Genomic DNA, 22,343 nt, shown 5'->3' with positions numbered 1-22,343 from the left:
AAAACCGTAAAGGAGTACACATCATGTCATTATTCCCTCCAGGCAAAAAAAGCCGGAATTTCTTTATCGCTCAGGCCTGTCTTTGGGTTTGTGCCGCTATCGTGATGACCAAAGCGATCATCGGTGGTGCCATCGATGAATATAATATGCCCTTCTCAACCTGGCCGGTGGAGCTGTATGTTTCTGAGTTCTTTATGATTATGATTTACAGCTCCGTGTTTACCGTGCTGCTGTCTATTCCGCTGTGGTACTGGTTTATCGGCGAGCAGGATCCCAATAGCCGGGGCTGAATCACAGGCAAAAAAAAAGCTGCCCCGTATTAAAGGTCAGCTTTTGTTGTATTGGGCGACCATGCCCCGGTCGCCCCGCTCTCTGTTACAGCGCTTTCAGAATCGCTTCTACCGTTGCTTTCGCATCACCAAACAGCATCTGGGTGTTCTCTTTAAAGAACAGCGGGTTCTGCACACCGGCATAGCCGGTATTCATCGAACGCTTAAACACCACCACATTCTGCGCCTTCCACACTTCCAGCACCGGCATACCCGCAATTGGGCTGCGCGGATCTTCCAGCGCCGCCGGGTTCACAGTGTCATTCGCGCCGATAACCAGCACGGTGTCGGTATCGCTGAAATCATCGTTGATCTCATCCATTTCCAGCACGATGTCATACGGCACTTTTGCTTCGGCCAGCAGGACGTTCATGTGGCCAGGCAGACGACCGGCGACCGGGTGAATACCGAAACGCACCTTGATGCCGCGCTCACGCAGTTTGGCGGTAATTTCTGCCACCGGATACTGCGCCTGCGCGACCGCCATGCCGTAGCCTGGAGTGATCACTACCGTGGTGGAGTTTTTCAGCAGTTCAGCGGTGCCAGCGGCATCGATTTCGCGATATTCACCCATCTCTTCGCTTTCACCGGTTGAGCTGCTGTCAGTACCAAACCCACCCGCAATCACGCTGAAGAATGAACGGTTCATCGCCTTACACATAATGTAAGAGAGGATTGCACCGCTCGAACCGACCAGCGCCCCGGTCACGATCAGCAAGTCGTTGCTGAGCATAAAGCCCGCTGCCGCTGCCGCCCAACCCGAGTAGGAGTTCAGCATGGAGACCACGACAGGCATATCCGCACCGCCGATAGACGCCACCAGATGCCAGCCGAAGGCCAGTGCGATCAGCGTCATCACCACCAGGGCAAAGGCCTGGGTTCCGGTACTGTCACTGCGCACAAACATAATCAACAGCGCCAGTGAAACCACCAGCGCCAGCAGGTTCAGCTTGTGGCGATGAGGCAGTGCCAGCGGGCGTGAAGAAATTTTGCCGCACAGCTTACCAAAGGCCACGATAGAACCGGTGAAGGTCACAGCACCGATAAAGATACCGATAAAGATTTCGGTGAGATGGATGTTTTCCATCACCGGAAGCAGGCCAGGACCGTGGTCCAGGTAGCTGTTAACGCCCACCAGCACCGCAGCCAGACCGACAAAGCTGTGCAGCATCGCCACCAGCTCTGGCATTTCGGTCATTTCGACTTTCTTCGCCAGACGAATACCGATGGCACCGCCGATCACCATCGCCAGCAGGATCCAGGCAACGTTGCCCGTATCCGGGCCGAAGATGGTCACCACCAGCGCCAGCGCCATTCCGCTTACACCAAAAATATTCCCCTGCTTCGAGGTCTCATGTTTAGACAACCCGGCAAGGCTGCAAATAAACAGGATCGCAGCAATAATATAGGCTGCAGTCACTAATCCGCCAGACATGGACTTCCCCTCAGTTTTTACGGAACATTTTCAGCATGCGCTGGGTGACGGTAAAGCCACCAAAGATATTGATGCTGGCAATCAGCACCGCGACGAAGGAAAGGAAGCTGACCCAGCCGCCATGACCAATCTGCAACACGGCGCCGACCACGATAATGCCGGAAATGGCATTGGTCACCGACATCAGCGGCGTATGCAGAGCATGACTGACGTTCCACACTACGTAGTAACCCACCACGCAGGAGAGCGCAAACACGGTAAAGTGCGACAGGAACTCAGGGGGAGCCACGTTTGCCAGCCAGCCAAACAGCACAATCGCCAGCACCAGCAGACCATACTTACGCAGCGGTGAAGCCGGTTTCTCTGCCGGTTTTTCGACCGGGATTTCCGCCTTGGCTGCTTTTGGCGCTGCAGAGACCTGAATCGGCGGTGCTGGCCAGGTGATTTCGCCATCACGGATCACGGTCACACCACGGATCACCACATCGTCAAAGTCGATGGTAATTTCACCGTTTTTCTCTTTGCACAGCAGCTTCATCAGGTTCACCAGGTTGGTGCCATAAAGCTGAGAAGACTGGGTAGGCAGGCGGCTTGGCAGATCGGTATAACCGATGATTTTCACCCCGTTCGGGCTGGTGGTGATGGTATCGGCCACGGTCAGCTCACAGTTACCGCCGTTTTGTGCAGCCAGATCGACGATCACACTGCCCGGCTTCATGGAAGCCACCATTTCTGCGGTGATCAGCGTCGGTGCCGGTTTGCCTGGGATCAGCGCGGTGGTGACAATAATGTCCACTTCTTCCGCCTGAGCCGCAAACAGTGCCATTTCAGCCTTAATAAAGGCTTCAGACATCACTTTGGCATAACCATCACCGCTGCCCGCTTCTTCCTCAAAATCCAGCTCGAGGAATTCCGCACCCATGCTTTGTACCTGCTCTTTCACTTCAGGGCGGGTATCAAAGGCACGGACGATAGCGCCAAGGCTACGACCCGCGCCGATAGCGGCCAGGCCGGCCACCCCGGCACCAATCACCATCACTTTGGCGGGTGGCACTTTACCAGCAGCGGTAATCTGCCCGGTAAAGAAGCGGCCAAATTCATGCGCGGCCTCAACAATGGCACGATAACCGGCAATGTTTGCCATCGAACTCAGCGCATCAAGCGACTGCGCACGTGAAATACGTGGCACGGCATCCATTGACATCACAGTGACGTTACGCGCTGCCAGTTTTGCCAGTAGTTCCGGGTTTTGCGCAGGCCAGATAAAGCTCACCAGCGTGCTTCCGGCGCGCGTCAGAGCAATCTCTTCGTCGGTCGGTGCATTCACTTTTAATACGATATCGGACTGCCAGACATTCACCGAATCGGTAATGGTTGCACCAGCCGCTTCAAAGGCCGCGTCTTCAAAACTGGCGAGTTTACCCGCGCCGCTTTCTACAGCGACGCGAAAACCCAGTGCTAATAACTGTTCAACCGTTTTCGGTGTAGCAGCAGCACGGGCTTCGTTGGGCAACCGCTCTTTGGTAATACCAATAAGCATAATCTTCCCTTTTCTTCAGAGAGTACGATGGTTTGTTCTCATCATTCCGGCCCTTATGACCGAAACGTAACAGGCTCAAACTGGTTATAACCTACTGAAAATACGCGTTCCGATCCAGCTACAGTCAGTGCCTGGTGATGACTAACCGATAAAAAAGCAGTACAGCCCCCTGCTAACGATATATTGAGCCTTAATCAGGGGGAAAAGAACGCACGATCTGCTACGATAGAATTTAACAATTACCGATAGTTTTTATCAAAAAACTTTGATTAACAACACCTTAACGTAATAAGTGTTAACAATTACCAGCTTAAGTGGTTAATGATTGAAAAATGACACGATTCAGCCAGCTTTCTTCATTATTCTGAAAATAAGAATTGCGCGGCCGTCAAATCCCCACAAAATGGCTGAGACAGCGAACATTATTACATGCAATAATCATCCGCTAATCTGTTGCACATCAAGAGTCCAGCACGTTTTTGTACTCATTTTTTGCGTAAGGCGAAGGATTAATTTTTATGAAGCTGAAGAATACCATTCTGGCATCAGCCCTGTTGTCACTCACAGCATTGTCCGCTCACGCGGCGCAGGAACTGACGCCGGAGAAAGCCGCTGCGCTGAAACCGTTTGATCGGGTCACCATTAGCGGGCGTTTTAATGCCATTTACGAAGCCAGCGATGCCGTATCAAAACGTGCTGATGCGCTGGGTGCAGCCTCTTACTATATTCAGGGTATCAACGATACTAACGGCAACGGCGGCAACTGGAATGTGACTGCCGACCTCTATCATGCCGATGCACCTGCCGCGCCGAAAAATAAAGATCGCATCATCAATGGCGTGCGTGAACTGACTAAAGCAGAAGCATTTACTATTGAGCCTTACGACACCGTTAGCGCCAGCGGCTTCTTCCGCAGCCAGCCTGATGTCAATGATGCCATTACCCGTGCAGCAAAAGATAAAGGCGCAGAGTCTTTCTTTATTGTGCGTCAGATCGACACCAACAGCGGTGGCAATCAGATCATCACGGCTTACATCTATAAAGCTGATGCGCCTAAGCGTAAGGTACAGTCCCCTAACCTGATCCCTGCGGATTCCGAAGCCGGCAAAGCAGCGCTGGCAGCGGGCGGTGCGGCAGCGAAAACGGTTGAACTGCCGGGCGTGGCGTCTAATGAAACCCCAAGCAATAAAGTGGGTCGTTTCTATGAAACCCAAAGCTCTACCGGTAAGCGTTATACAGTGACGACGCCGGATGGCAAAAGTGTGCAGGAAGTGAATGCCATTACGGCGGCGCAGATGCAGCCATATGATAGCGTGACCTTCACCGGCCACTACAGCACACCAACGGAAGTGTCTGAAGAAGTGGGTCGCCGTGCGATCGCCAAAGGTGCCAAGTATTATCACGTCACTCGTCAGTGGTCGAATCAGAGCGGTGGTAACCTGACCATCTCTGCGGACCTCTTCAAGTAACGCGTCCCTGCGGGGCAGCTGCCTGGTTGCCCCGTTATTCTGAATAATTCCCGTCTCTTTTTGCATAGTAAGTCATTGCATCCTGCCGCCGCTGTCCGTAGAATCCCCCGCCACTTTCAGGCGTTTCGTTGCTTTTTCTGGCCTTAAATCCTGAGTTAAAACCAACATGTTCGTTACAACTGGTTTTTTATTCTGTAACCGGAGTTTTTTTTGGACAAAAAGTTAGGTCTTACCGCACTGACGGCGCTGGTACTCAGTTCTATGTTGGGCGCGGGCGTGTTTAGCCTGCCACAAAATATGGCGGCGGTCGCCAGCCCGGCAGCCCTCCTGATTGGCTGGGCCATCACCGGTGTGGGTATCGTGCTGCTGGCACTGGCTATGCTGCTGCTGAGCCGGTTAAAACCCGAGTTAGATGGCGGCATTTTCACCTACGCGCAGGCGGGATTTGGCGAACTCATAGGCTTCTGTTCGGCCTGGGGTTACTGGCTGTGTGCCGTGATCGCCAATGTGTCCTACCTGGTGATCGTCTTCTCAGCCATGAGTTTCTTCACGGATTCTCCCGGCCATGTCATTTTCGGCAATGGCAACACATGGCAAGCCATGCTCGCAGCATCTGTACTGCTTTGGCTGGTGCATACGCTGGTCCTGCGCGGTGTACAGACGGCGGCCAGCATTAATCTGGTCGCGACACTCGGCAAACTGTTGCCGCTGGGTTTATTCGTCCTGCTGGGGATTGCTGCATTCCATTACGATCGTTTTCGCTTCGACTTCAGCGGTGTGGCGCTGGGTAAACCGGTCTGGCAGCAGGTGAAAGACACCATGCTGATCACGCTGTGGGTGTTTATTGGTATTGAAGGTGCGGTGGTCGTGTCATCGCGAGCGCGAAACCGTCATGACGTGGGCCGTGCCACGCTGCTGGCGGTTGGCGCAGCACTGGCGATCTATCTGCTGGTCACCTTGCTGTCACTGGGGATCGTTCCGCGTGCCGAACTGGCGGAAATGCGTAATCCCTCAATGGCCGGATTGATGACCGCGCTGATCGGTCCCTGGGGCAATCTGGTGATTATTAGCGGACTGATTGTTTCTGTCTGCGGAGCCTATCTGAGCTGGACGATCATGGCGGCGGAAGTGCCGCTGGTGGCAGCACAGCACGGCGCGTTCCCGCGTGGCCTTAGCCGACAGAATACGCGGGGAGCCCCTTCTGCATCGCTGTGGCTGACCAATGGGTGTGTGCAGGTGTGTCTGATCCTGATCTGGCTGACCGGTTCTGATTACAACACGTTGCTGACGATTGCTTCTGAAATGATTCTGGTGCCCTATCTGCTGGTCGGTGCTTATCTGTTTAAAGTGGCGCGTCACTTAAATAAGCCTGGGGCGATGATGGTCGCGTTGGGTGCCAGCGTCTATGGTTTGTGGTTGCTGTACGCATCAGGCCCGATGCATCTGCTGCTGTCGGTGGTGCTTTACGCGCCGGGGATGCTGCTGTTTCTCTTTGCCCGCCGTGGCGGCCGCGCCGGGACTGCATTGCACCGTGTTGAAAAATCGATCATGGTGCTGCTGGTGATCACCGCCCTGCCAGCCGTATGGATGCTGACCCGCTGAGGGTCAGTGCGCCAGCTGTGGGAGCATCACGCTCAGGCGATCGTCATGCTGCTCCAGGTCAAGCGGCCTGGCGTACTCCTGACGAATCGCGACCAGCTGTGATTCTGACAACGGATAAGGCATCAGGATATCAAACTGCCCGATATGCTGCTGCTGAGCCAGAGTGATCAGACGGGCAATATTGATTTCATCGCTCACCTGAGTCGAGATGATCTGCAACGCGAGGTCTTTCAGAGGTTCGGTCGATGACGGCAGGCTGGTAGCGGACTTGCGGGTAATCATGCCAAAAAACGGGATCACACCATAAATGGCGTCAACGAAACTCCAGCGTTTTTTACAGGATGCGGAGAGGAAATCGATATAGTTGAGGCAGATACGATCACTGTACTCTGCTGAAGCCAGCTTCTCTTCTGACACTCTTCTCTCCTTATCCATTTCGACGCAAGAACAGCCCTGACTGGGTTCGACGCAGTACACCTTTTCAGGCGCGGGATATAATGACATATTCGGCCGAGTTTGTACTCCATTCCCCCCAACATTTAGCACTGATTAATAGTCGTTACTGGCAGGAAAGGATAAGCTACGGTTTCCAATAGCCAGATACCCGGCCCTATGAACAAAATTGTATTTGTCGAAGATGATAAAGATGTTGGTGAACTGATTGCTGCCTACCTGGGTCGGCATGATATTGACGTGATTGTAGAAAGCCGTGGCGATCGTGCGGAAGAGACTATTGCTGCCGCGAATCCCGATCTGGTGATGCTCGACATTATGCTGCCAGGCAAAGATGGCATGACGCTGTGCCGCGATTTGCGCACGCGTAACACCTGGTCAGGACCTATCGTGCTGCTGACGTCGCTGGACAGCGATATGAATCATATCCTGTCGCTGGAGATGGGCGCAAACGACTATATTCTTAAGACCACGCCGCCCGCCGTGCTGCTTGCCCGCCTGCGACTGCATCTGCGCCAGGCCGGGATCAGCAGCCAGCATGAAGAGATTGCCCCCGGTGTTTCCGGTCAGAAAGCCCTGCGTTTTGGCACCTTAAGCATCGATCCGATTAACCGCCAGGTGACCCTCTCCGATGACATCGTCGCCCTTTCAACCGCCGATTTCGATCTACTCTGGGAGCTGGCAACCCATGCCGGTACCATTCTGAATCGTGATGCGCTGCTGAAAACGCTGCGTGGCGTCAGCTACGACGGCATGGACCGCAGCATTGATGTGGCGATTTCCCGTCTGCGCAAGAAGCTGCTGGACAGCGCCACTGAGCCTTACCGGATTAAAACCATCCGTAATAAAGGCTACCTGTTTGCGCCGCACGCCTGGGATGCGCAATGAAGAAGCTGTTTATCCAGTTTTACCAGAGATGGAATTCATAACGTCCAGTCAGTCATGTAATGACACACACTATGCGCACGAATCAATCGCCCAATCATACACATCATGTGTATAATACCTTCGTCAGTTAGCGACACGGAGGACGCTTGAAGAGTTCGAAACTGATAGAGGTGTTAGAAGAAAATGGATGGACATTGATCAGGGTTAAAGGAAGTCACCACACGTTCAAAAGTCCAGTTTCCCCTAACTTAGTTACGGTACCCCATCCCACCAAAGATATTAAACCTGGAACCCTCAGGCAGATATTGAAGAAGGCCGGGATCAAGTAATCAGGCAGCGTCCTTAGGGGCGCTCCTTTACGATGAACTCCACGGGGAGATAAATATGCACTACCCAGCATTTATTGAGATCGATAAAGACGGTACAGCCAGCGGATGGTTTCCTGACGTTGATGGCTGTATTTTTGCCGGAAACTCTATCGATGATGCTTATTCTGATGCTCAAAGCGCCATTGATGCGCACTTTGAAGCGCTGGCAGAGAATGAAATGGACGTTCCCACTCCCAAAACTATGCAGTACCACATCGTAAATGATGCGGCGCAATACGTTGGCGGTCAGTGGGCACTGGTATGGGTCGATATGGACAAATTTGACGGGAGGGCAGAAAGGGTCAATATCACATTGCCGCACCGTCTGTTACATCAAATTGATGATGCCGTTAGAAACAAACCCGAGTACAGGAGCAGAAGCGGGTTTATTGCCTCGGCTACCCGAAAAGAGTTGCGTAAAGCAGGTTAACCCCTCTTCTTCGTCTCTCCAGCCCCGGTTATGCCGGGGCTTTAATTGTCACTCATTAGCCAGTCAGGAACACATGAGAATGCAGAGAGGGTTTATACGGTGTATTCTGCTGGCTACGTGCCCTTGATGGCGATCAGTTAGGGTTACTGAATCAGCGCATCAGTGGATATAATGCCCCCTATGTGTTTAAGCAGCGTAGCTAATTCATTGATTAAAAGGCCATAAAACATGAAGAAGCTGTTTATCCAGTTTTACCTGCTGCTGTTTGTCTGTTTCCTGGTGATGGCAATGCTGGTCGGGCTGGTATACAAATTTACCGCCGAGCGTGCCGGGCGTCAGTCGATGGATGACCTGATGAAAAGCTCACTGTACCTGATGCGCAGCGAACTGCGGGAGATCCCCCCGCGTGACTGGAACAAAACCATCGACAACCTCGACCTCAATTTGTCGTTTAAGCTGCACATTGAGCCGATGAGCAAATACCAGCTCGATCCCGGAACATTACGCCGTCTGCGTTCGGGCGAGATCGTGGCGCTGGATGATGAATACACCTTCTTACAGCATATTCCTCGTAGCCACTATGTGCTGGCTGTAGGCCCGATCCCCTATCTGTTTTACCTGCATGAGATGCGCATTCTGGATATTGCGCTGCTGGCCTTTATTGGCATTTCACTGGCATTGCCCGTGTTTATCTGGATGCGACCACACTGGCAGGACATGCTAAAGCTGGAGAATGCCGCGCAGCGCTTTGGTCAGGGTCACCTCGACGAGCGTATACATTTTGACAGCGCCTCCAGTCTGCTGCGCCTTGGCGTGGCATTTAACCAGATGGCCGATAATATCAATACGCTGGTCGCCAGTAAGAAACAGCTGATTGACGGCATCGCGCATGAGTTACGTACCCCGCTGGTGCGTCTGCGTTATCGTCTGGAAATGAGCGATAACCTGACGGAAGCAGAGTCCGCAGCCCTTAATCGCGATATCGGCCAGCTGGAGTCGCTGATCGAGGAGCTGTTAACGTATGCCCGCCTCGACCGCCCACAGGTTAACCTGAATCTGCAAACCCTCGACCTTGCCCAATGGCTGCACGAACGGCTGGATGATATGCGTTCTGTTCAACCTGCGTTTGATATTGCGCTGGATACTCCGCAGCGGGAAAATATTGGTGTTGCCGATACCCGCCTGATGGAGCGCGTGCTCGATAATCTGGTGAATAATGCCCTGCGTTACGCCGACCAGCGTCTGCGGGTTGGTCTGTGGTTTGATGGCGATATGGCGTTCCTGCAGGTTGAGGATGACGGCCCAGGCATCCCTCTGGATGAACGTCAGCGAGTCTTTGAACCTTTTGTACGCCTTGACCCCAGCCGCGATCGCGCCACCGGAGGCTGTGGGCTTGGTCTGGCCATTGTCCACTCCGTAGCCCAGGCTTTTGGCGGCTATGTCACCATCGACAGCAGTCCGCTTGGGGGGGCCAGCGTGCGTTTTTGCTGGCCGGTCACGCCCGATCCACACTCTTAATCTCAAGTAAGGAAATTTATGTCTTCTTCCTATGCAAACCTGACACGTACCTTCCAGCGCCTCTCCCGCTTCGGCCATCTGTCGGCCATTGCGGGCTGGGATATGATGACCATGATGCCTGCCGGTGGCAGCCGTGCACGCGGTGAAGCACTGGCGGAACTGAGCGTCCTGCGCCATGAAATCCTCACCGCTAAAGAGGTGGGCGTCTGGCTGCAACAGGCACAGCAGGAAGATCTGGATGATGTGGCGCAGGCTAACCTGGCTGAAATGCAGCGCGCCTGGCAGCAAGCCTCGTTGCTGCCAGCATCACTGGTAGAAGCCAAATCTATCGTCGGATCACGCTGTGAACACGCCTGGCGCCAGCAGCGCCCGGCGAATGACTGGCGCGGGTTTTCCGCCAACCTGAAAGAGGTGGTGAAGCTGAGCCGTGAGGAAGCCGAGATCCGCGCTCAGGCCAGTGGAAAATCACGTTACGATGCCCTGCTGGACGTGTTCGAACCCGGCATGACCAGCGCCAAACTGGATAAAACCTTTGGTGACCTGAAACAGTGGCTGCCCAATCTGTTACAGCAAATCGTTGAACAGCAGGCCGGTGAAATTGTCGACCGCCCTGAAGGCCCATTCCCTCAGGCATCACAGCAACAGCTGGGCCTGGCGATTATGCAGCAGCTGGGCTTTGATTTTAACGCCGGGCGCCTTGATATCAGCGCACACCCCTTCTGTGGCGGCGTGCCGCAGGATGTACGCATCACAACGCGCTATAACGAAGCCGAGTTCATCAGCGCCATGATGGGGGTGATCCATGAAACGGGTCACGCGCGCTACGAACAAAATCTGCCAAAACAGTGGGCGGATCAGCCTGTGGCTCTGGCGCGTTCTACCGCTATTCACGAATCGCAGAGTTTGTTCTTCGAAAAACAGCTCGGCCGCAGCCCGGAGTTCCTCAGCCTGATCCGCCCGCAGGTACAGTTGCTGTTGGGCGACCGCCCGGAGCTGAACGAAGCGAACTTTATCGCCCTGAACCAGCGCGTGAAGCCAGGGTTGATCCGCGTGGATGCCGATGAGGTCAGCTATCCGGCACACATTATCCTGCGCTATGAAATTGAACGCGCACTGATCGGCGGTGAGATTGAAGTCGATGACATCCCAGCGCTGTGGGACGAGAAAATGCTGTCCTGGCTGGGCCTGGATACGCGTGGCAATTACCGTGACGGGTGTATGCAGGATATTCACTGGACGGACGGTGCTTTCGGTTACTTCCCAACGTACACACTGGGCGCGATGTATGCCGCGCAGCTGTTCCAGGCATTGAAGCGGGCGATCCCGCAGGTTGATGAGCAGATCCGCCAGGGTGACCTGCAACCGGTGTTTGACTGGTTACAGCAGAATATCTGGCAGCATGGCAGCCGTTTCAGCACCCGCCAGCTGATTGAAAATGCCACCGGAGAAGACCTGAACCCGCACTATTTCCGCCAGCACCTGGAAAGCCGTTATCTGAAATAACCCAGGTTATTTACTTGCCCCTGCGCACACGCACAGGGGCGAACTGCGCTAAAACACCGCTAAGCACCTCGTCTTTCCCCTCTTGTACAATCGGTTACACGCCGATACCAATCACTCACGGAAAGCACTCGGGTATTCCCTTATAGTCTTTTCACCGGCCCCAGAGTGGGCTGACACCTGAACTAAAAACACCTTGAGGGTTTTGCAATGAAAAAATTATTTGCTCTGGTTGTCGCTGCTACAATGGGTCTGTCTTCTGTTGCTTTCGCTGCTGAAACAACGGCTGCTCCAGCAACGACCGCTGCACCAACTGTTGCTGCTACCACCACCACTACTGCTGCTCCAGCGCCAGTGAAAGCATCTGTTAAGCATGTGAAAAAACACAAGAAAGCTGCGGTACAGAAAGCACAGGCCGCTAAAAAACACCACAAAGCGAAAAAAGCCGCTGCACAGAAAGCTCAGGCTGCTAAAAAGCACCACAAAGCAGTAGCCAAACCTGTTGCTCAGAAAGCCCAGGCTGCTAAAAAGCACCACAAAGCAGCGACCAAACCTGTTGCTCAGAAAGCCCAGGCTGCTAAAAAACACCACAAAGCAGCAACCAAACCTGTAGCGCAGAAAGCGCAGGCTGCTAAAAAACACCACAAAGCAGTGAAGAAAACCGCTCCTAAAGCGTAATGACTGACGGCCGGGGTATCACACCTCACGTACATTAGTTCACTCAAACACCCGGTTCTGCCGGGTGTTTCTTTAAGGAGTTTCGGATGATGGTGCGTCGCTATTTATTCGAAATCATTCTGGCTGTGATGATCTTATGTGGTCTGGTGGCCGCCAGCTTCTACCTTTAATAAGGGTGGCTGTAGCGTGCTGATATTTCAAATTAATCTCCCTTTTCCAGCACTATCCGTCTATAGTTACTTCACTGAGATAATCCCTAATATCCACGTTTTTCCAGCCTGAGAAAAATATGCGTCTGACCGTTGTGTTATTGATGGGTTGCCTGGCTTTTTCGTTTTACACCCACGCTGATGAAGATGAAAGGAGCGATGCCGATACCCAAACGCTATTCTTCGGCAAAGATGACCGTCAGCCAGTAAGCAATACTTCCTCAGCGCCCTGGGAAGCCATCGGCCAGTTGGAAACGGAAAGTGGTAACCTGTGCAGCGCCACACTGATTGCACCTCACCTGGCACTGACCGCCGGACACTGCCTGCTTGCCCCTCCGGGGAAACCCGACAAAGCCGTTGCCCTGCGCTTTATCTCTGGTGATAACGGCAGCTGGCGTTATGAGATCCACGATATCGAAGCCCGTGTTGATCCGGCCCTGGGAAAAAAGTTGAAGGCAGACGGTGACGGCTGGATTGTTCCGGCTTCTGCTGCACCTTATGATTTTGGTTTGATTATTCTGCGTAACCCCCCTTCCGGGATTGTCCCTATTCCCCTGTTTTCCGGGTCGCGCAAAGAGCTTACTGCGGCGTTAAAAATGACGGGCCGCCGGGTCACACAGGCGGGTTACCCGGAAGATCATCTTGATACGCTCTACTCGCATAACGACTGTCTGATCACCGGTTGGGCGCAAAAAACCGTGCTGTCACATCAGTGCGATACGTTGCCGGGTGACAGCGGTTCGCCGTTATTGTTAAAGGTTGATGGCGAGTGGCAGTTGATTGCAGTCCAAAGCTCAGCACCTGCGGCCAAAGATCGCTATCTGGCCGATAACCGGGCGATTGCCGTGACCGCATTTCGTGACAGCCTGGAAGCGCTGGCACAGTAAAAAAATGCGTTGGGATGGTCAGTCGGTTTTTATGGCTATTTAATGGATATTCTCATATCAGACCCTTGTCGATAATGTCACTGACTTTTCAGTGATCAAGGATGAGGTATGAAACAAATAGCGTTGATAACCCTGATTTTCTTTATTACGGGCTGTGTTAAAACCCAAAATCCCCCGCAATCCGATAATCAGATCCAACGGACTGGTTATCGGGTTAACACCCAGCATCCTTCGCAGAGCCAGAATGAACGCGTACGATTTCTGATCCTCCATTACACGGCGGCAAATGATGCTGATTCAATGCGTCTGCTCACCCAGGGTAATGTCAGCGCCCATTATCTCGTACCGTCTGCCAGCAGCCCGTTACTCAGCCAAAATACAGTTTATCAACTGGTTGCCGAAGATAAGCGCGCGTGGCATGCCGGTCTTAGTGAGTGGAACGGACGCACTAATCTGAATGACAGCTCAATTGGCGTCGAAATTGTGAATCTGGGCTACGAACAGAAATTGATGGTACGCGAATGGTATCCGTGGGATACCCGGCAAATCAAATTGGTCGCCCGCCTCGCCAGCGACGTCATCAAGCGCTACGGCATTACGCCGGATAATGTGCTCGCTCATAGCGATGTGGCACCCACGCGCAAAGTTGACCCAGGCCCGCTCTTCCCGTGGAAGCAGTTAGCCGGTGAAGGCATCGGTGCCTGGCCGGACAGCGCTACCGTGCAGAAGTATCTGGCCGGTCGTGCACGTTATGATGCCGGTTCGGTCCGTAACATTCAGGCCGATTTGGCCCGTTATGGTTATTCAATCCCACAAACGGGCATTATGGATGCAACCACGAAGCAGGTTATCGCGGTGTTTCAGATGCACTTCCGCCCGGCCGATTATAGCGGTATCGCCGATCTAGAAACCGAGGCTATTGCGGCTGCTCTGGTGGAGAAATATCGTGGCGGTACGCAACTTGTCTCTACTCAGCAGGTAAGTAATACGGATTTATAACGTTTACCCTGCCAGCGCGAACAGGCTGGCAGGGTATTTGTTACCTGCAAGGTAATGGGCTACCCGCTCATTTGTTACAACGCCACCTGCTCAATGGCCTGGATGATACGTTTTTCCGAGATCGGATAAGGCGTTCCTAACTGTTGGGCAAAGAAGCTGACACGCAGCTCTTCAATCATCCAGCGGATATCCTGCACGTCCTCATCATCTTTACGTTCTGGTGGCAGCTTGTTGAACCATTGTGTCCATGCCTGCTGTACAGATTCGACCTTGAGCATACGCGCACGATCGCTGTGCGGATCGACCGCCAGTTTTTCCATACGCCGTTCAATCGCCTGTAAATAACGCAGTGTATCCGCCAGTCGCTTCCAGCCGTTGCCGGTCACGAAGCCGCGATACACCAGGCCACTCATTTGCGCTTTAATATCCGACAGCGCCAGCGCCATCGTGATATCAACGCGCCCTTTCAGGCGTTTATTAATATTGAATACAGAGGTCAGGATCTGCTCGACTTTTTTGGCGATCACCACCACCGTATCGTTCAGTTCGGCGCGCACTTTATCATGCAGCTTACCGTATCCCTGCTCCTGCCAGCTTGGGCCACCTGATTCAGCGATCAGCTTATCAACACCACAGGCAATACAGTCATCAATCAAATCCAGCACTTTACCGTAAGGGTTAAAATACAGCCCCAGCTTGGCTTTATTCGGTAACTTTTCGTGCAGATACTTAATCGGCGATGGAATATTCAACAGCAGTAAACGCCGTTGCCCGCGCCACATCGCTTTTTGCTGCTCATGCTGAGAGTCAAACAGGCGGATTGCCACGCTGTCTTTCTCATCCACCAGCGCAGGCCAGGCTTTCACACTGTAATTGCCGCGCTTCTGCTCAAAGTGGTCCGGCAGATCGCCAAAGCTCCAGATATGCAGCCCGCTTTGTTCCAGGCCGTCATCTGCCACTTTCGACAGCGTCTCCTGCACTTTGCCTTTGAGTTGCAGTTTCAGCGCAGAAAGATCTTTGCCTTCTGCCAGCTTATGGTTATTTTCGTCAATAATGCGGAAGGTGATTTTAAGATGATCGGGCACCTGTTCCCATTGCCAGGCTTCGCGCTCCAGCGTAACGCCTGACATACGTCGGAACTCACGCTCCAGCGACTCCAGCAGCGGCAGCTCCAGCGGCGTAGCACGCCCGAGAAACGCTTCCGCGTAGTTTGGTGCCGGGACAAAGTTACGACGCAGCGGTTTAGGCAGTGATTTGATCAGCGCAATCACCAGTTCCCGGCGTACACCCGGGATCTGCCACTCAAAGCCTCTCTCTTCGACCTGATTGAGCAGCGGCAACGGCACATAAACCGTCACCCCATCCGCGTCGGCACCCGGTTCAAACTGATAGCTCAGACGCAGCTTCAGGTTGCCCTGATGCCAGAAGTTTGGGTAATCGAGTTTACTGACGTTCTCCGCACCCTGCTTGATCAGCATTTCACGGGCAAAATTCAGGCGGTCTGGTTCTTCACGGCTGACCGTTCGCCACCAGCTGTCAAAATGCCGGGCAGAGACCACCTCGTGGCTGATGCGCTGGTCGTAAAAATCAAACAGGGTTTCGTCGTCAACCAGGATGTCGCGGCGGCGGGATTTGTGCTCCAGCTCTTCCACTTCCGTGCGCAGTTTGAGGTTGGCCTTGAAGAACGCATGGCGAGTTTGCCAGTCGCCCTCCACCAGCGCATGGCGGATAAACAGCTCGCGCGACAGCACCGGGTCGATCTGGCCATAATTCACCTTACGCGCCGCGACAATCGGCAGCCCGTACAGCGTCACTTTTTCACTGGCCATCACTGCGCCCTGGCCTTTTTCCCAGTGCGGTTCACTGTAGCTGCGTTTGAGCAGATGTTGTGCCACCGGTTCAATCCATTCCGGCTCAATACGGGCGGCGATGCGCCCCCACAGGCGGCTGGTTTCCACCAGTTCGGCGACCATCGTCCACTTCGGCGGTTTCTTAAACAGACCGGAGCCAGGGAAAATGGCGAAACGCGCATTACGCGCACCGGTAAACTCCTGTTTATCCACATCTTTCTGGCCAATATGTGACAATAAGCCGGTCAGCAGCGCGGTATGGATTTCGCGCATCTCGGCCGGAACACTGTTCACTGGCAGACCCAGCTCACGCACCACCTGACGCAGCTGCGTGTAGATGTCCTGCCACTCACGCACCCGCAGGTAGTTAAGGTAGTCCGTTTTACACTGACGACGGAAATGGCTGGAAGACAGCGCTTTCTGCTGCTCCTGCACGTAGTTCCACAGGTTAACGAAGGCGATAAAATCAGAGTCTTTGTCGGCAAATCGCTGGTGCTTCTCGTCCGATGCCTGCTTTTTCTCCGCCGGTCGTTCACGCGGATCCTGGATCGACAGCGCGGCAGTAATAATCATCACTTCGCGCACGCAGCCATATTTCTGCGCTTCCAGCACCATTTTTGCCAGACGCGGATCAACCGGCAATTGGGCCAGCGCCCGGCCAGACGTCGTCAGCTGATAATGCTGGCTCTCGTTCAGGGTGATCGCGCCCAGCTCTTCCAGCAGGCGCACACCATCCTGAATATTGCGCTGATCGGGGGCTTCCACAAACGGGAACGCGGCGATATCACCCAGCCCCAGCGCAGTCATTTGCAGGATAACGGATGCCAGGTTAGTACGCAGAATTTCCGGGTCGGTGAACGCCGGACGGCTGAGGAAATCATTTTCATCATACAGACGAATACAGATCCCTTCAGATACGCGCCCGCAACGCCCTTTACGCTGATTGGCTGACGCCTGAGATATCGGCTCAATCGGCAGGCGCTGCACTTTGGTACGGAAGCTATAACGGCTGATACGCGCCGTACCTGGATCAATCACATATTTGATGCCCGGCACCGTCAGTGACGTTTCGGCTACGTTGGTCGCCAGCACAATACGCCGTCCAACGTGGGACTGGAATACGCGATTCTGCTCGGCATTCGACAGACGCGCGTACAGCGGCAGCACCTCGGTATGCGGCAGATCGCGTTTCATCAGCGCATCGGCGGTGTCGCGAATTTCGCGTTCGCCGCTCATAAAGATCAGGATATCGCCACGGCTCTCTTTGCCCAGTTCATCCACCGCATCAAAAATGGCCTGAAGCTGATCGCGGTCAGTATCGTCGGCATCTTCCACCACCGGACGGTAGCGCACTTCCACCGGATAGGTGCGGCCGGACACTTCAATCACCGGCGCGTTATGGAAATGTCGCGAAAAACGCTGCGGGTCGATGGTCGCCGAGGTGATGATGATTTTCAGATCAGGGCGTTTTGGCAGCAGCTCGCGCAGGTAACCCAGCAGGAAGTCGATATTCAGGCTGCGCTCGTGGGCTTCATCGATGATGATGGTGTCGTACTGCATCAGCAGACGGTCCTGCTGAATTTCCGCCAGCAGAATACCGTCAGTCATCAGCTTCACCTGCGTGGTGTCGCCAACCTGATCGTTAAATCGCACCTTGTAACCCACGCAACCACCCAGCGAGGTTTCCAGTTCGGCGGCGATACGATCGGCAACGGTACGCGCCGCCAGACGGCGCGGCTGAGTGTGACCAATCAGCCCGCGAATACCGCGCCCCAGCTCCATGCAAATCTTCGGCAGCTGCGTGGTTTTACCTGAACCGGTTTCCCCCGCCACAATCACCACCTGGTGATCGCGGATCGCGTCAGCGATATCCTGTTTCTTCTGGCTGACCGGTAAATTTTCCGGGTAGCGGATAGCTGGCCTTGCAGCAAGACGCGTACTTACCCGCAGCTCTGAAGCCGCAATGTCGCCGCTCAGCTCCTCAATCAGCGCGTTCAGCGCCGTTGGGTTTTTCATTTTTTTTGCCCCCTGAAGGCGGCGCTGTAGACGCTGGCGGTCGCGCAGCATCAGCGAATCCAGCCGCGAATAGAGAGGCGTCAGGGCAGATTGTGGCGTATCAGACATGGTAGTAAAGCTCGCTTTGTCGCCGTGACATCGGGCAACATGGATTAAATATGGGATCAGAATTCTGCGTAGTGTAACACAGACAAGCACTTAGGGTTTTAGTTGCCCGGTGCGTCTTATTCAATATTTTCGAACATTGATATCGAAAACTCGCACTTACACTGTCGGCAATTTATCCGTAGAGTGTTCCCTATTGAGCGGAATGTGATCCGCGTGACACAACAGGAAAAAAGAGCCATGAGCAAAGTATTAGTACTGAAATCAAGTATTCTTGCCGGTTATTCTCAGTCTGGCCAACTGGCCGACCACCTGGTTTCCGAGTGGAAAGCCGCTCACCCTGGCGATGAAGTCACCGAACGTGACCTGGCCGCGAACCCAATCCCGGTTCTGGATGGTGAGCTGGTGGGCGCGCTGCGTCCTTCCGATGCAGCACTGACCCCACGTCAGCAGGAAGCGCTGGACCTGTCCAACGAACTGATTGCTGAACTGCAGGCGCATGACACCATCGTGATCACCGCCCCAATGTACAACTTCAACATCCCAACTCAGCTGAAGAACTACTTCGACCTGATTGCCCGTGCTGGCGTGACATTCCGTTACACCGAGCAGGGTCCTGAAGGCCTGATCAAAGGCAAAAAAGTCGTGGTTCTGTCGAGCCGTGGTGGTATCCATAAAGATACCCCAAGCGACCTGCTGACTCCTTACCTGACTCTGTTCCTCGGCTTCCTGGGTCTGACTGACGTGCAGTTCGTGTTCGCGGAAGGCATTGGTTACGGCCCTGAAGTGGCAGCGAAAGCCGCCAGCGATGCAAAAGCGTTGATTTCTCAGATCGCTACTGCCTGATTATCCGAGAATACAGGTTGAGATAACCCTCCTCAACCTGCGCGGTGGCACTGTGTCGGTGCCGCCGCTACTTCTTCAACCACTGACCGTTAATGCCTCGCACGTACTCCCCTGATTTTGCTCTCTCAACCAGTTTCGCACCGGCAATGCTGGCAACTTCGCGCGTGGTGGTATTATTTTGCTGCGCCAGCAACTGATATTGACGCGTACGACCCTCGTTAATTTGTTTCACCAACGTCAGCGTTTCCGCATCCTGCTGCACCGCCGCAATGTAACCATTCAGCGTTTCACCCACGCGTCCCTGTTGGCGGGCTTCATCCAGCGTCAGTGCCATCACCGCAGGTGACAGCAGCAAACAGCCCAGCAATATAGCGCAGTTAAGTCGTTTCATTTGTCCCGTCCTCAGAACAGACCACTCTGGGTTTTTAATAACGCTTCCACGTCCTTGTCCACCTTGATATGAATTTCATGCTCTATTTTCACATTCATATTAATGGTGATCGGTTCTTTCGGGGCGGCCAGTTCAATGCGCGGGATACACCCGCAAAGCAACATCGTTCCACCCGCTATCCACAGGCTACTGAGGGGTTTCATCACTGTTTTCCTTTTGCGACGGCAAGGTGGCATTTTGTTCCACCCAGGATTGCAGGTTATCGCCAAAGCGCAGGCTGCGCCAGAGCTGGAACAGATTTTCCTGCTGGCTGTAATTCAGCGAAACACGCTGGTTTTTATTACTGAAACGGCTGGTACCATCCACTTTGGCGGTCATGTTCATCACGCCCAGATTGTCGAGGTCGATCGTTGCCCAGCTGCGCGATATCTCCATATAACGCAGCCAGTCGATTGCGGCTCCGGCGGCAAAATTATTGCGGCTGATGGCATCGGCCATGTCTTTATCCATACGCACGGTAAGCGGCCCGCTGTTAGCAATCCAGCCCCCTTTCACCAGCCAGTGTGAGTTATTCAGCCACAATGGCAGCGCACCATTGATGTAGCCCGACATCGCCAGCTGTTTCAGTTTCATCGAGGTGATCAGTTCGGACAAACTCAGATGAGTGACCTGTATCGTGGCTGCCTCCGTTTGTGGCATCTGCAAGCTGGCCATACTCAGCTGCCCGCCGAGCAACTCGAGGCTTACGTCACTCAGTGTGAGCGGCTGTTTATCACTCCAGGGATACCAGCCCTGAAGATCGGCCGTCACATTTTGCATCGCAAACTGGTTTTTAATCTTTTTGATCCGCAGAGACACCGGCCCGTGAGCGCCGAAATACCAGCGATGAGATTCCATACGGAACGGTAACGAGAAGTCGATACCCTCAAATTCATTATCCGGTAGCAGCACGCTGCCGTTGCTGACCAGCCAGTGCCCGCCCGCTTTCAGCCCCTGATCGCTGGCCGCAGAGAAAGCGACCTGGGCTTTTAACATGCCCCCCTGAATAGCCAGCTTCAGCTCCGGGCTGATCAGCGGCTGAAATACGTTTAAGGGTTGTTCCGGCCACCACATCTGACCACGCAGGCGCTCTCCGTCCCAGCGGCCCCGGACCTGAACCGGGCCAATTTTTTGCGCCTGCAAACTCCCCTTGAAAAGAAACGCCTCCGGATCGTGCCCTTTTACAGCCAGGGTCAGAGTCGACGGGGGCAGATAGCCGCCGCTGCTGAAGTGCGTTTCTTTGGCTTTCAGGCTTAGCTGGCCGTTGAACGAGGGGGACTCCGGGTCACGTTGCCAGCGCACGGGCTGGTCCAGCGTTAATCGCGGCGCATCCATCGTCACGCTGCCATAGGCCAGATGATCAAACCCGGTCGACAGCGATGTTAATTCAATTAGCCGATCCTGCCAGCGCCCCTGCCCTTTAACATCCCATTTCGCGCTCAGCGGAGCCAGATAACCCTCCCCCCAATAGCGCCATAGCCACTCGCCTTTGTCCGGCCAGAAATCGCTGGCGCGCCCGTCCAGATGTAGACGGAACCGCCCCATTTCCCGGTCATGAGCACTGAGGATCGCCTGTAACCGCCCATCAATACCGGCGGAAGAGAGTGAGACGCCCGCCAGCGGCCAGCGCGCTTCATCCACTTCCAGTGTCGACAGCAGCCGCCCTTTCATTCGCAGCAGCGCACCAGGGCGCATCACCACCTGCGGATCCAGCAGCGCTCCGCGCAACTCTCCGGGTAAACCGGCAAAGAATTGCAGGCTGGCGAGCTTGCTTTCACCTGTCAGCCGGAACGGCAGCTGGCTGTTGAGCCAGTCCAGATTTCCCGGTCCCAGTGTTAATACCACGTTTCCTTTCCCGCCACGTCCCTGGGTCAGCATATTAAAGCGGCCATTCAGTTCCGTCGCCGCTAAGCCCTGCTGCCAGCCTTTTGCCGTCAGCGCGAAACCACCCGAAAGCGGCTGCATCGCCCAGGGCCAGTTCCACTGCCCCTGTTGCACCACAATCTCCTCACGCGTGATGTTCCAGGGCAGCGTCAGCAACGGTACTTTTTGATCCTTTGCTGTCACGATCAGCGTGCCGTTCTGCTGCTGCCAGTCGAGACGCAGGTGCAGCGCTTCAGGCACGCTATCCAGTGCCAGATCGCCCTGCAAGGCACCGCCTTCAGGTAACGCAACAGGGATACGCGGCAACGTCAGCGTGCCGCTCAGGCTGATGGGTTTCGGCACGCCTGGTGCCTGAATGTTCAATGTGGTCAGCGTCAGCTGCTGCGCGTTCAGTTCGGCATCCAGCGACAGGTTGTCTCCCTGATAGCGCAGGTGCTGGCGTTGAGGATCGAGATTAAGCTGAAGCTGCCCGGCCCAGTTCTGCCAGGGCGTAATCGTGAGCTGCCGGACGGTAACGTTGGCGGCGGGAAGCATTTGTTGCCATTCGGCCAGCGTACGCGGGGCATCTTGATTCTCAGCGCTGGCGAGGTTGGCGGCACAGGAGGTATTCACCGTGGCGTCATCGACAACCAGTTGCCAGCGGCGCTGGTGATATCCAAGCGCCACGCCTTTAACGCCCACCAGTTCGCAGTCACCGACCCGATAATGCACGCCAGGCAGATGTAACGCGCCTTGATGCCAGCCAGGGCTACCGTCAAGGACGACGGAGGTTTTTGCAGGCAGCCAGATACCGGCCAGCCTTGGCAGCCACTGGGTAACAGTAAGAAGTATGCCGGTCAGCAGTAGGATAACTGCCATCAGCACAGCAAGCGCTATTTTCCAGCCCCGATTCATGGCGGTGACATCC

Annotated in this window: 19 protein-coding genes; 12 read left to right on the top strand and 7 right to left on the bottom strand. The window is 54.3% G+C overall.

What is annotated here, in order from left to right; all coding sequences use genetic code 11:
• Positions 1–23: 23 nt before the first annotated feature.
• On the top strand, positions 24–290 hold the full coding sequence (locus tag ACFL9S_RS05335) for a DUF2534 family protein (RefSeq protein ID WP_405260734.1): 267 nt from the start codon (positions 24–26) through the stop codon (positions 288–290).
• A gap of 85 nt (positions 291–375) precedes the next feature.
• On the opposite strand, the gene pntB is transcribed toward ACFL9S_RS05335, so the two are convergent.
• Together pntB and pntA are read right to left on the bottom strand one after the other, a co-directional pair.
• On the bottom strand, positions 376–1,764 hold the full coding sequence (gene pntB, locus ACFL9S_RS05330) for a Re/Si-specific NAD(P)(+) transhydrogenase subunit beta (RefSeq protein ID WP_405260733.1): 1,389 nt from the start codon (positions 1,762–1,764) through the stop codon (positions 376–378).
• Between the two features lie 10 nt (positions 1,765–1,774).
• On the bottom strand, positions 1,775–3,304 hold the full coding sequence (gene pntA, locus ACFL9S_RS05325; RefSeq protein ID WP_405260732.1) for a Re/Si-specific NAD(P)(+) transhydrogenase subunit alpha: 1,530 nt from the start codon (positions 3,302–3,304) through the stop codon (positions 1,775–1,777).
• A gap of 518 nt (positions 3,305–3,822) precedes the next feature.
• On the opposite strand from pntA, the gene ydgH reads away from it, so the two are divergent.
• Entirely contained in the window at positions 3,823–4,773 is a 951-nt protein-coding gene (ydgH, locus tag ACFL9S_RS05320) for a DUF1471 family protein YdgH (RefSeq protein WP_405260731.1), read from the top strand.
• A gap of 210 nt (positions 4,774–4,983) precedes the next feature.
• Positions 4,984–6,375 carry an amino acid permease gene (locus ACFL9S_RS05315; RefSeq protein ID WP_405260730.1) on the top strand — a complete coding sequence of 464 codons (1,392 nt, stop codon included), beginning with the start codon at positions 4,984–4,986 and terminating at the stop codon, positions 6,373–6,375.
• 3 nt (positions 6,376–6,378) lie between these two features.
• On the opposite strand, the gene ACFL9S_RS05310 is transcribed toward ACFL9S_RS05315, so the two are convergent.
• Entirely contained in the window at positions 6,379–6,810 is a 432-nt protein-coding gene (locus tag ACFL9S_RS05310) for a hypothetical protein (protein ID WP_405260729.1), read from the bottom strand.
• A gap of 177 nt (positions 6,811–6,987) precedes the next feature.
• Here ACFL9S_RS05310 and rstA point away from each other — a divergent pair, with 177 nt between their 5' ends.
• The 8 genes from rstA (at position 6,988) to ACFL9S_RS05270 (ending at position 14,305) form a co-directional block, all read left to right on the top strand.
• Entirely contained in the window at positions 6,988–7,716 is a 729-nt protein-coding gene (rstA, locus tag ACFL9S_RS05305; protein ID WP_405260727.1) for a two-component system response regulator RstA, read from the top strand.
• Between the two features lie 146 nt (positions 7,717–7,862).
• Complete coding sequence (locus ACFL9S_RS05300; protein WP_405260726.1) at positions 7,863–8,045, top strand: type II toxin-antitoxin system HicA family toxin; 183 nt, start codon at positions 7,863–7,865, stop codon at positions 8,043–8,045.
• Positions 8,046–8,100: 55 nt separating this feature from the next.
• Complete coding sequence (locus tag ACFL9S_RS05295) at positions 8,101–8,514, top strand: type II toxin-antitoxin system HicB family antitoxin (protein WP_405260725.1); 414 nt, start codon at positions 8,101–8,103, stop codon at positions 8,512–8,514.
• 228 nt (positions 8,515–8,742) lie between these two features.
• The gene (gene rstB, locus ACFL9S_RS05290) at positions 8,743–10,032 is read left to right on the top strand and encodes a two-component system sensor histidine kinase RstB (RefSeq protein WP_405260724.1); all 1,290 of its coding nucleotides are present in this window, start codon (positions 8,743–8,745) and stop codon (positions 10,030–10,032) included.
• Between the two features lie 18 nt (positions 10,033–10,050).
• On the top strand, positions 10,051–11,535 hold the full coding sequence (locus tag ACFL9S_RS05285; protein ID WP_405260723.1) for a carboxypeptidase M32: 1,485 nt from the start codon (positions 10,051–10,053) through the stop codon (positions 11,533–11,535).
• A 207-nt stretch (positions 11,536–11,742) separates the two neighbouring features.
• Positions 11,743–12,210 carry an acid resistance repetitive basic protein Asr gene (gene asr, locus ACFL9S_RS05280; protein WP_405260722.1) on the top strand — a complete coding sequence of 156 codons (468 nt, stop codon included), beginning with the start codon at positions 11,743–11,745 and terminating at the stop codon, positions 12,208–12,210.
• 289 nt (positions 12,211–12,499) lie between these two features.
• The gene (locus ACFL9S_RS05275; RefSeq protein ID WP_405260721.1) at positions 12,500–13,306 is read left to right on the top strand and encodes a trypsin-like serine peptidase; all 807 of its coding nucleotides are present in this window, start codon (positions 12,500–12,502) and stop codon (positions 13,304–13,306) included.
• Positions 13,307–13,414: 108 nt separating this feature from the next.
• Complete coding sequence (locus ACFL9S_RS05270) at positions 13,415–14,305, top strand: N-acetylmuramoyl-L-alanine amidase (protein WP_405260720.1); 891 nt, start codon at positions 13,415–13,417, stop codon at positions 14,303–14,305.
• A gap of 74 nt (positions 14,306–14,379) precedes the next feature.
• Here ACFL9S_RS05270 and hrpA read toward each other — a convergent pair whose 3' ends face one another.
• On the bottom strand, positions 14,380–18,279 hold the full coding sequence (gene hrpA, locus ACFL9S_RS05265; RefSeq protein ID WP_405260719.1) for an ATP-dependent RNA helicase HrpA: 3,900 nt from the start codon (positions 18,277–18,279) through the stop codon (positions 14,380–14,382).
• A gap of 237 nt (positions 18,280–18,516) precedes the next feature.
• Here hrpA and ACFL9S_RS05260 point away from each other — a divergent pair, with 237 nt between their 5' ends.
• Positions 18,517–19,122, top strand: coding sequence for an FMN-dependent NADH-azoreductase (locus ACFL9S_RS05260; protein ID WP_405260718.1), 606 nt, complete (start codon positions 18,517–18,519; stop codon positions 19,120–19,122).
• Positions 19,123–19,189: 67 nt separating this feature from the next.
• On the opposite strand, the gene ACFL9S_RS05255 is transcribed toward ACFL9S_RS05260, so the two are convergent.
• The 3 genes from ACFL9S_RS05255 to ACFL9S_RS05245 are packed head-to-tail and all read right to left on the bottom strand — an operon-like array spanning position 19,190 to position 22,330.
• Positions 19,190–19,513, bottom strand: coding sequence for a YdbL family protein (locus ACFL9S_RS05255; RefSeq protein ID WP_405260717.1), 324 nt, complete (start codon positions 19,511–19,513; stop codon positions 19,190–19,192).
• An 11-nt stretch (positions 19,514–19,524) separates the two neighbouring features.
• Entirely contained in the window at positions 19,525–19,716 is a 192-nt protein-coding gene (locus tag ACFL9S_RS05250) for a YnbE family lipoprotein (protein ID WP_405260716.1), read from the bottom strand.
• Positions 19,700–22,330: a YdbH family protein gene (locus tag ACFL9S_RS05245; RefSeq protein WP_405260715.1), complete on the bottom strand. Its 2,631-nt coding sequence runs from the start codon at positions 22,328–22,330 to the stop codon at positions 19,700–19,702. The genes ACFL9S_RS05250 and ACFL9S_RS05245 overlap by 17 nt, the downstream gene beginning before the upstream one ends.
• Positions 22,331–22,343: the final 13 nt, after the last annotated feature.

Origin of the sequence: Erwinia sp. AnSW2-5 (genome assembly GCF_045107195.1) — a bacterium.
In the GTDB taxonomy this organism is placed as follows: Bacteria; Pseudomonadota; Gammaproteobacteria; order Enterobacterales; family Enterobacteriaceae; genus Erwinia.
This window is presented reverse-complemented; position numbering and strand designations above follow the sequence as displayed.

Excerpts from the sequence above, each read along its gene's own strand:
- ydgH (WP_405260731.1), top strand. The coding sequence starts at position 3,823 with ATGAAGCTGAAGAATACCATTCTGGCATCAGCCCTGTTGTCACTCACA.
- ACFL9S_RS05255 (WP_405260717.1), bottom strand. The coding sequence starts at position 19,513 with ATGAAACGACTTAACTGCGCTATATTGCTGGGCTGTTTGCTGCTGTCA.
- ACFL9S_RS05285 (WP_405260723.1), top strand. The coding sequence starts at position 10,051 with ATGTCTTCTTCCTATGCAAACCTGACACGTACCTTCCAGCGCCTCTCC.
- rstA (WP_405260727.1), top strand. The coding sequence starts at position 6,988 with ATGAACAAAATTGTATTTGTCGAAGATGATAAAGATGTTGGTGAACTG.
- ACFL9S_RS05260 (WP_405260718.1), top strand. The coding sequence starts at position 18,517 with ATGAGCAAAGTATTAGTACTGAAATCAAGTATTCTTGCCGGTTATTCT.
- ACFL9S_RS05335 (WP_405260734.1), top strand. The coding sequence starts at position 24 with ATGTCATTATTCCCTCCAGGCAAAAAAAGCCGGAATTTCTTTATCGCT.
- rstB (WP_405260724.1), top strand. The coding sequence starts at position 8,743 with ATGAAGAAGCTGTTTATCCAGTTTTACCTGCTGCTGTTTGTCTGTTTC.
- asr (WP_405260722.1), top strand. The coding sequence starts at position 11,743 with ATGAAAAAATTATTTGCTCTGGTTGTCGCTGCTACAATGGGTCTGTCT.
- ACFL9S_RS05270 (WP_405260720.1), top strand. The coding sequence starts at position 13,415 with ATGAAACAAATAGCGTTGATAACCCTGATTTTCTTTATTACGGGCTGT.
- pntA (WP_405260732.1), bottom strand. The coding sequence starts at position 3,304 with ATGCTTATTGGTATTACCAAAGAGCGGTTGCCCAACGAAGCCCGTGCT.
- ACFL9S_RS05250 (WP_405260716.1), bottom strand. The coding sequence starts at position 19,716 with ATGAAACCCCTCAGTAGCCTGTGGATAGCGGGTGGAACGATGTTGCTT.
- ACFL9S_RS05245 (WP_405260715.1), bottom strand. The coding sequence starts at position 22,330 with ATGAATCGGGGCTGGAAAATAGCGCTTGCTGTGCTGATGGCAGTTATC.
- ACFL9S_RS05295 (WP_405260725.1), top strand. The coding sequence starts at position 8,101 with ATGCACTACCCAGCATTTATTGAGATCGATAAAGACGGTACAGCCAGC.
- hrpA (WP_405260719.1), bottom strand. The coding sequence starts at position 18,279 with ATGTCTGATACGCCACAATCTGCCCTGACGCCTCTCTATTCGCGGCTG.
- ACFL9S_RS05275 (WP_405260721.1), top strand. The coding sequence starts at position 12,500 with ATGCGTCTGACCGTTGTGTTATTGATGGGTTGCCTGGCTTTTTCGTTT.
- pntB (WP_405260733.1), bottom strand. The coding sequence starts at position 1,764 with ATGTCTGGCGGATTAGTGACTGCAGCCTATATTATTGCTGCGATCCTG.
- ACFL9S_RS05310 (WP_405260729.1), bottom strand. The coding sequence starts at position 6,810 with ATGGATAAGGAGAGAAGAGTGTCAGAAGAGAAGCTGGCTTCAGCAGAG.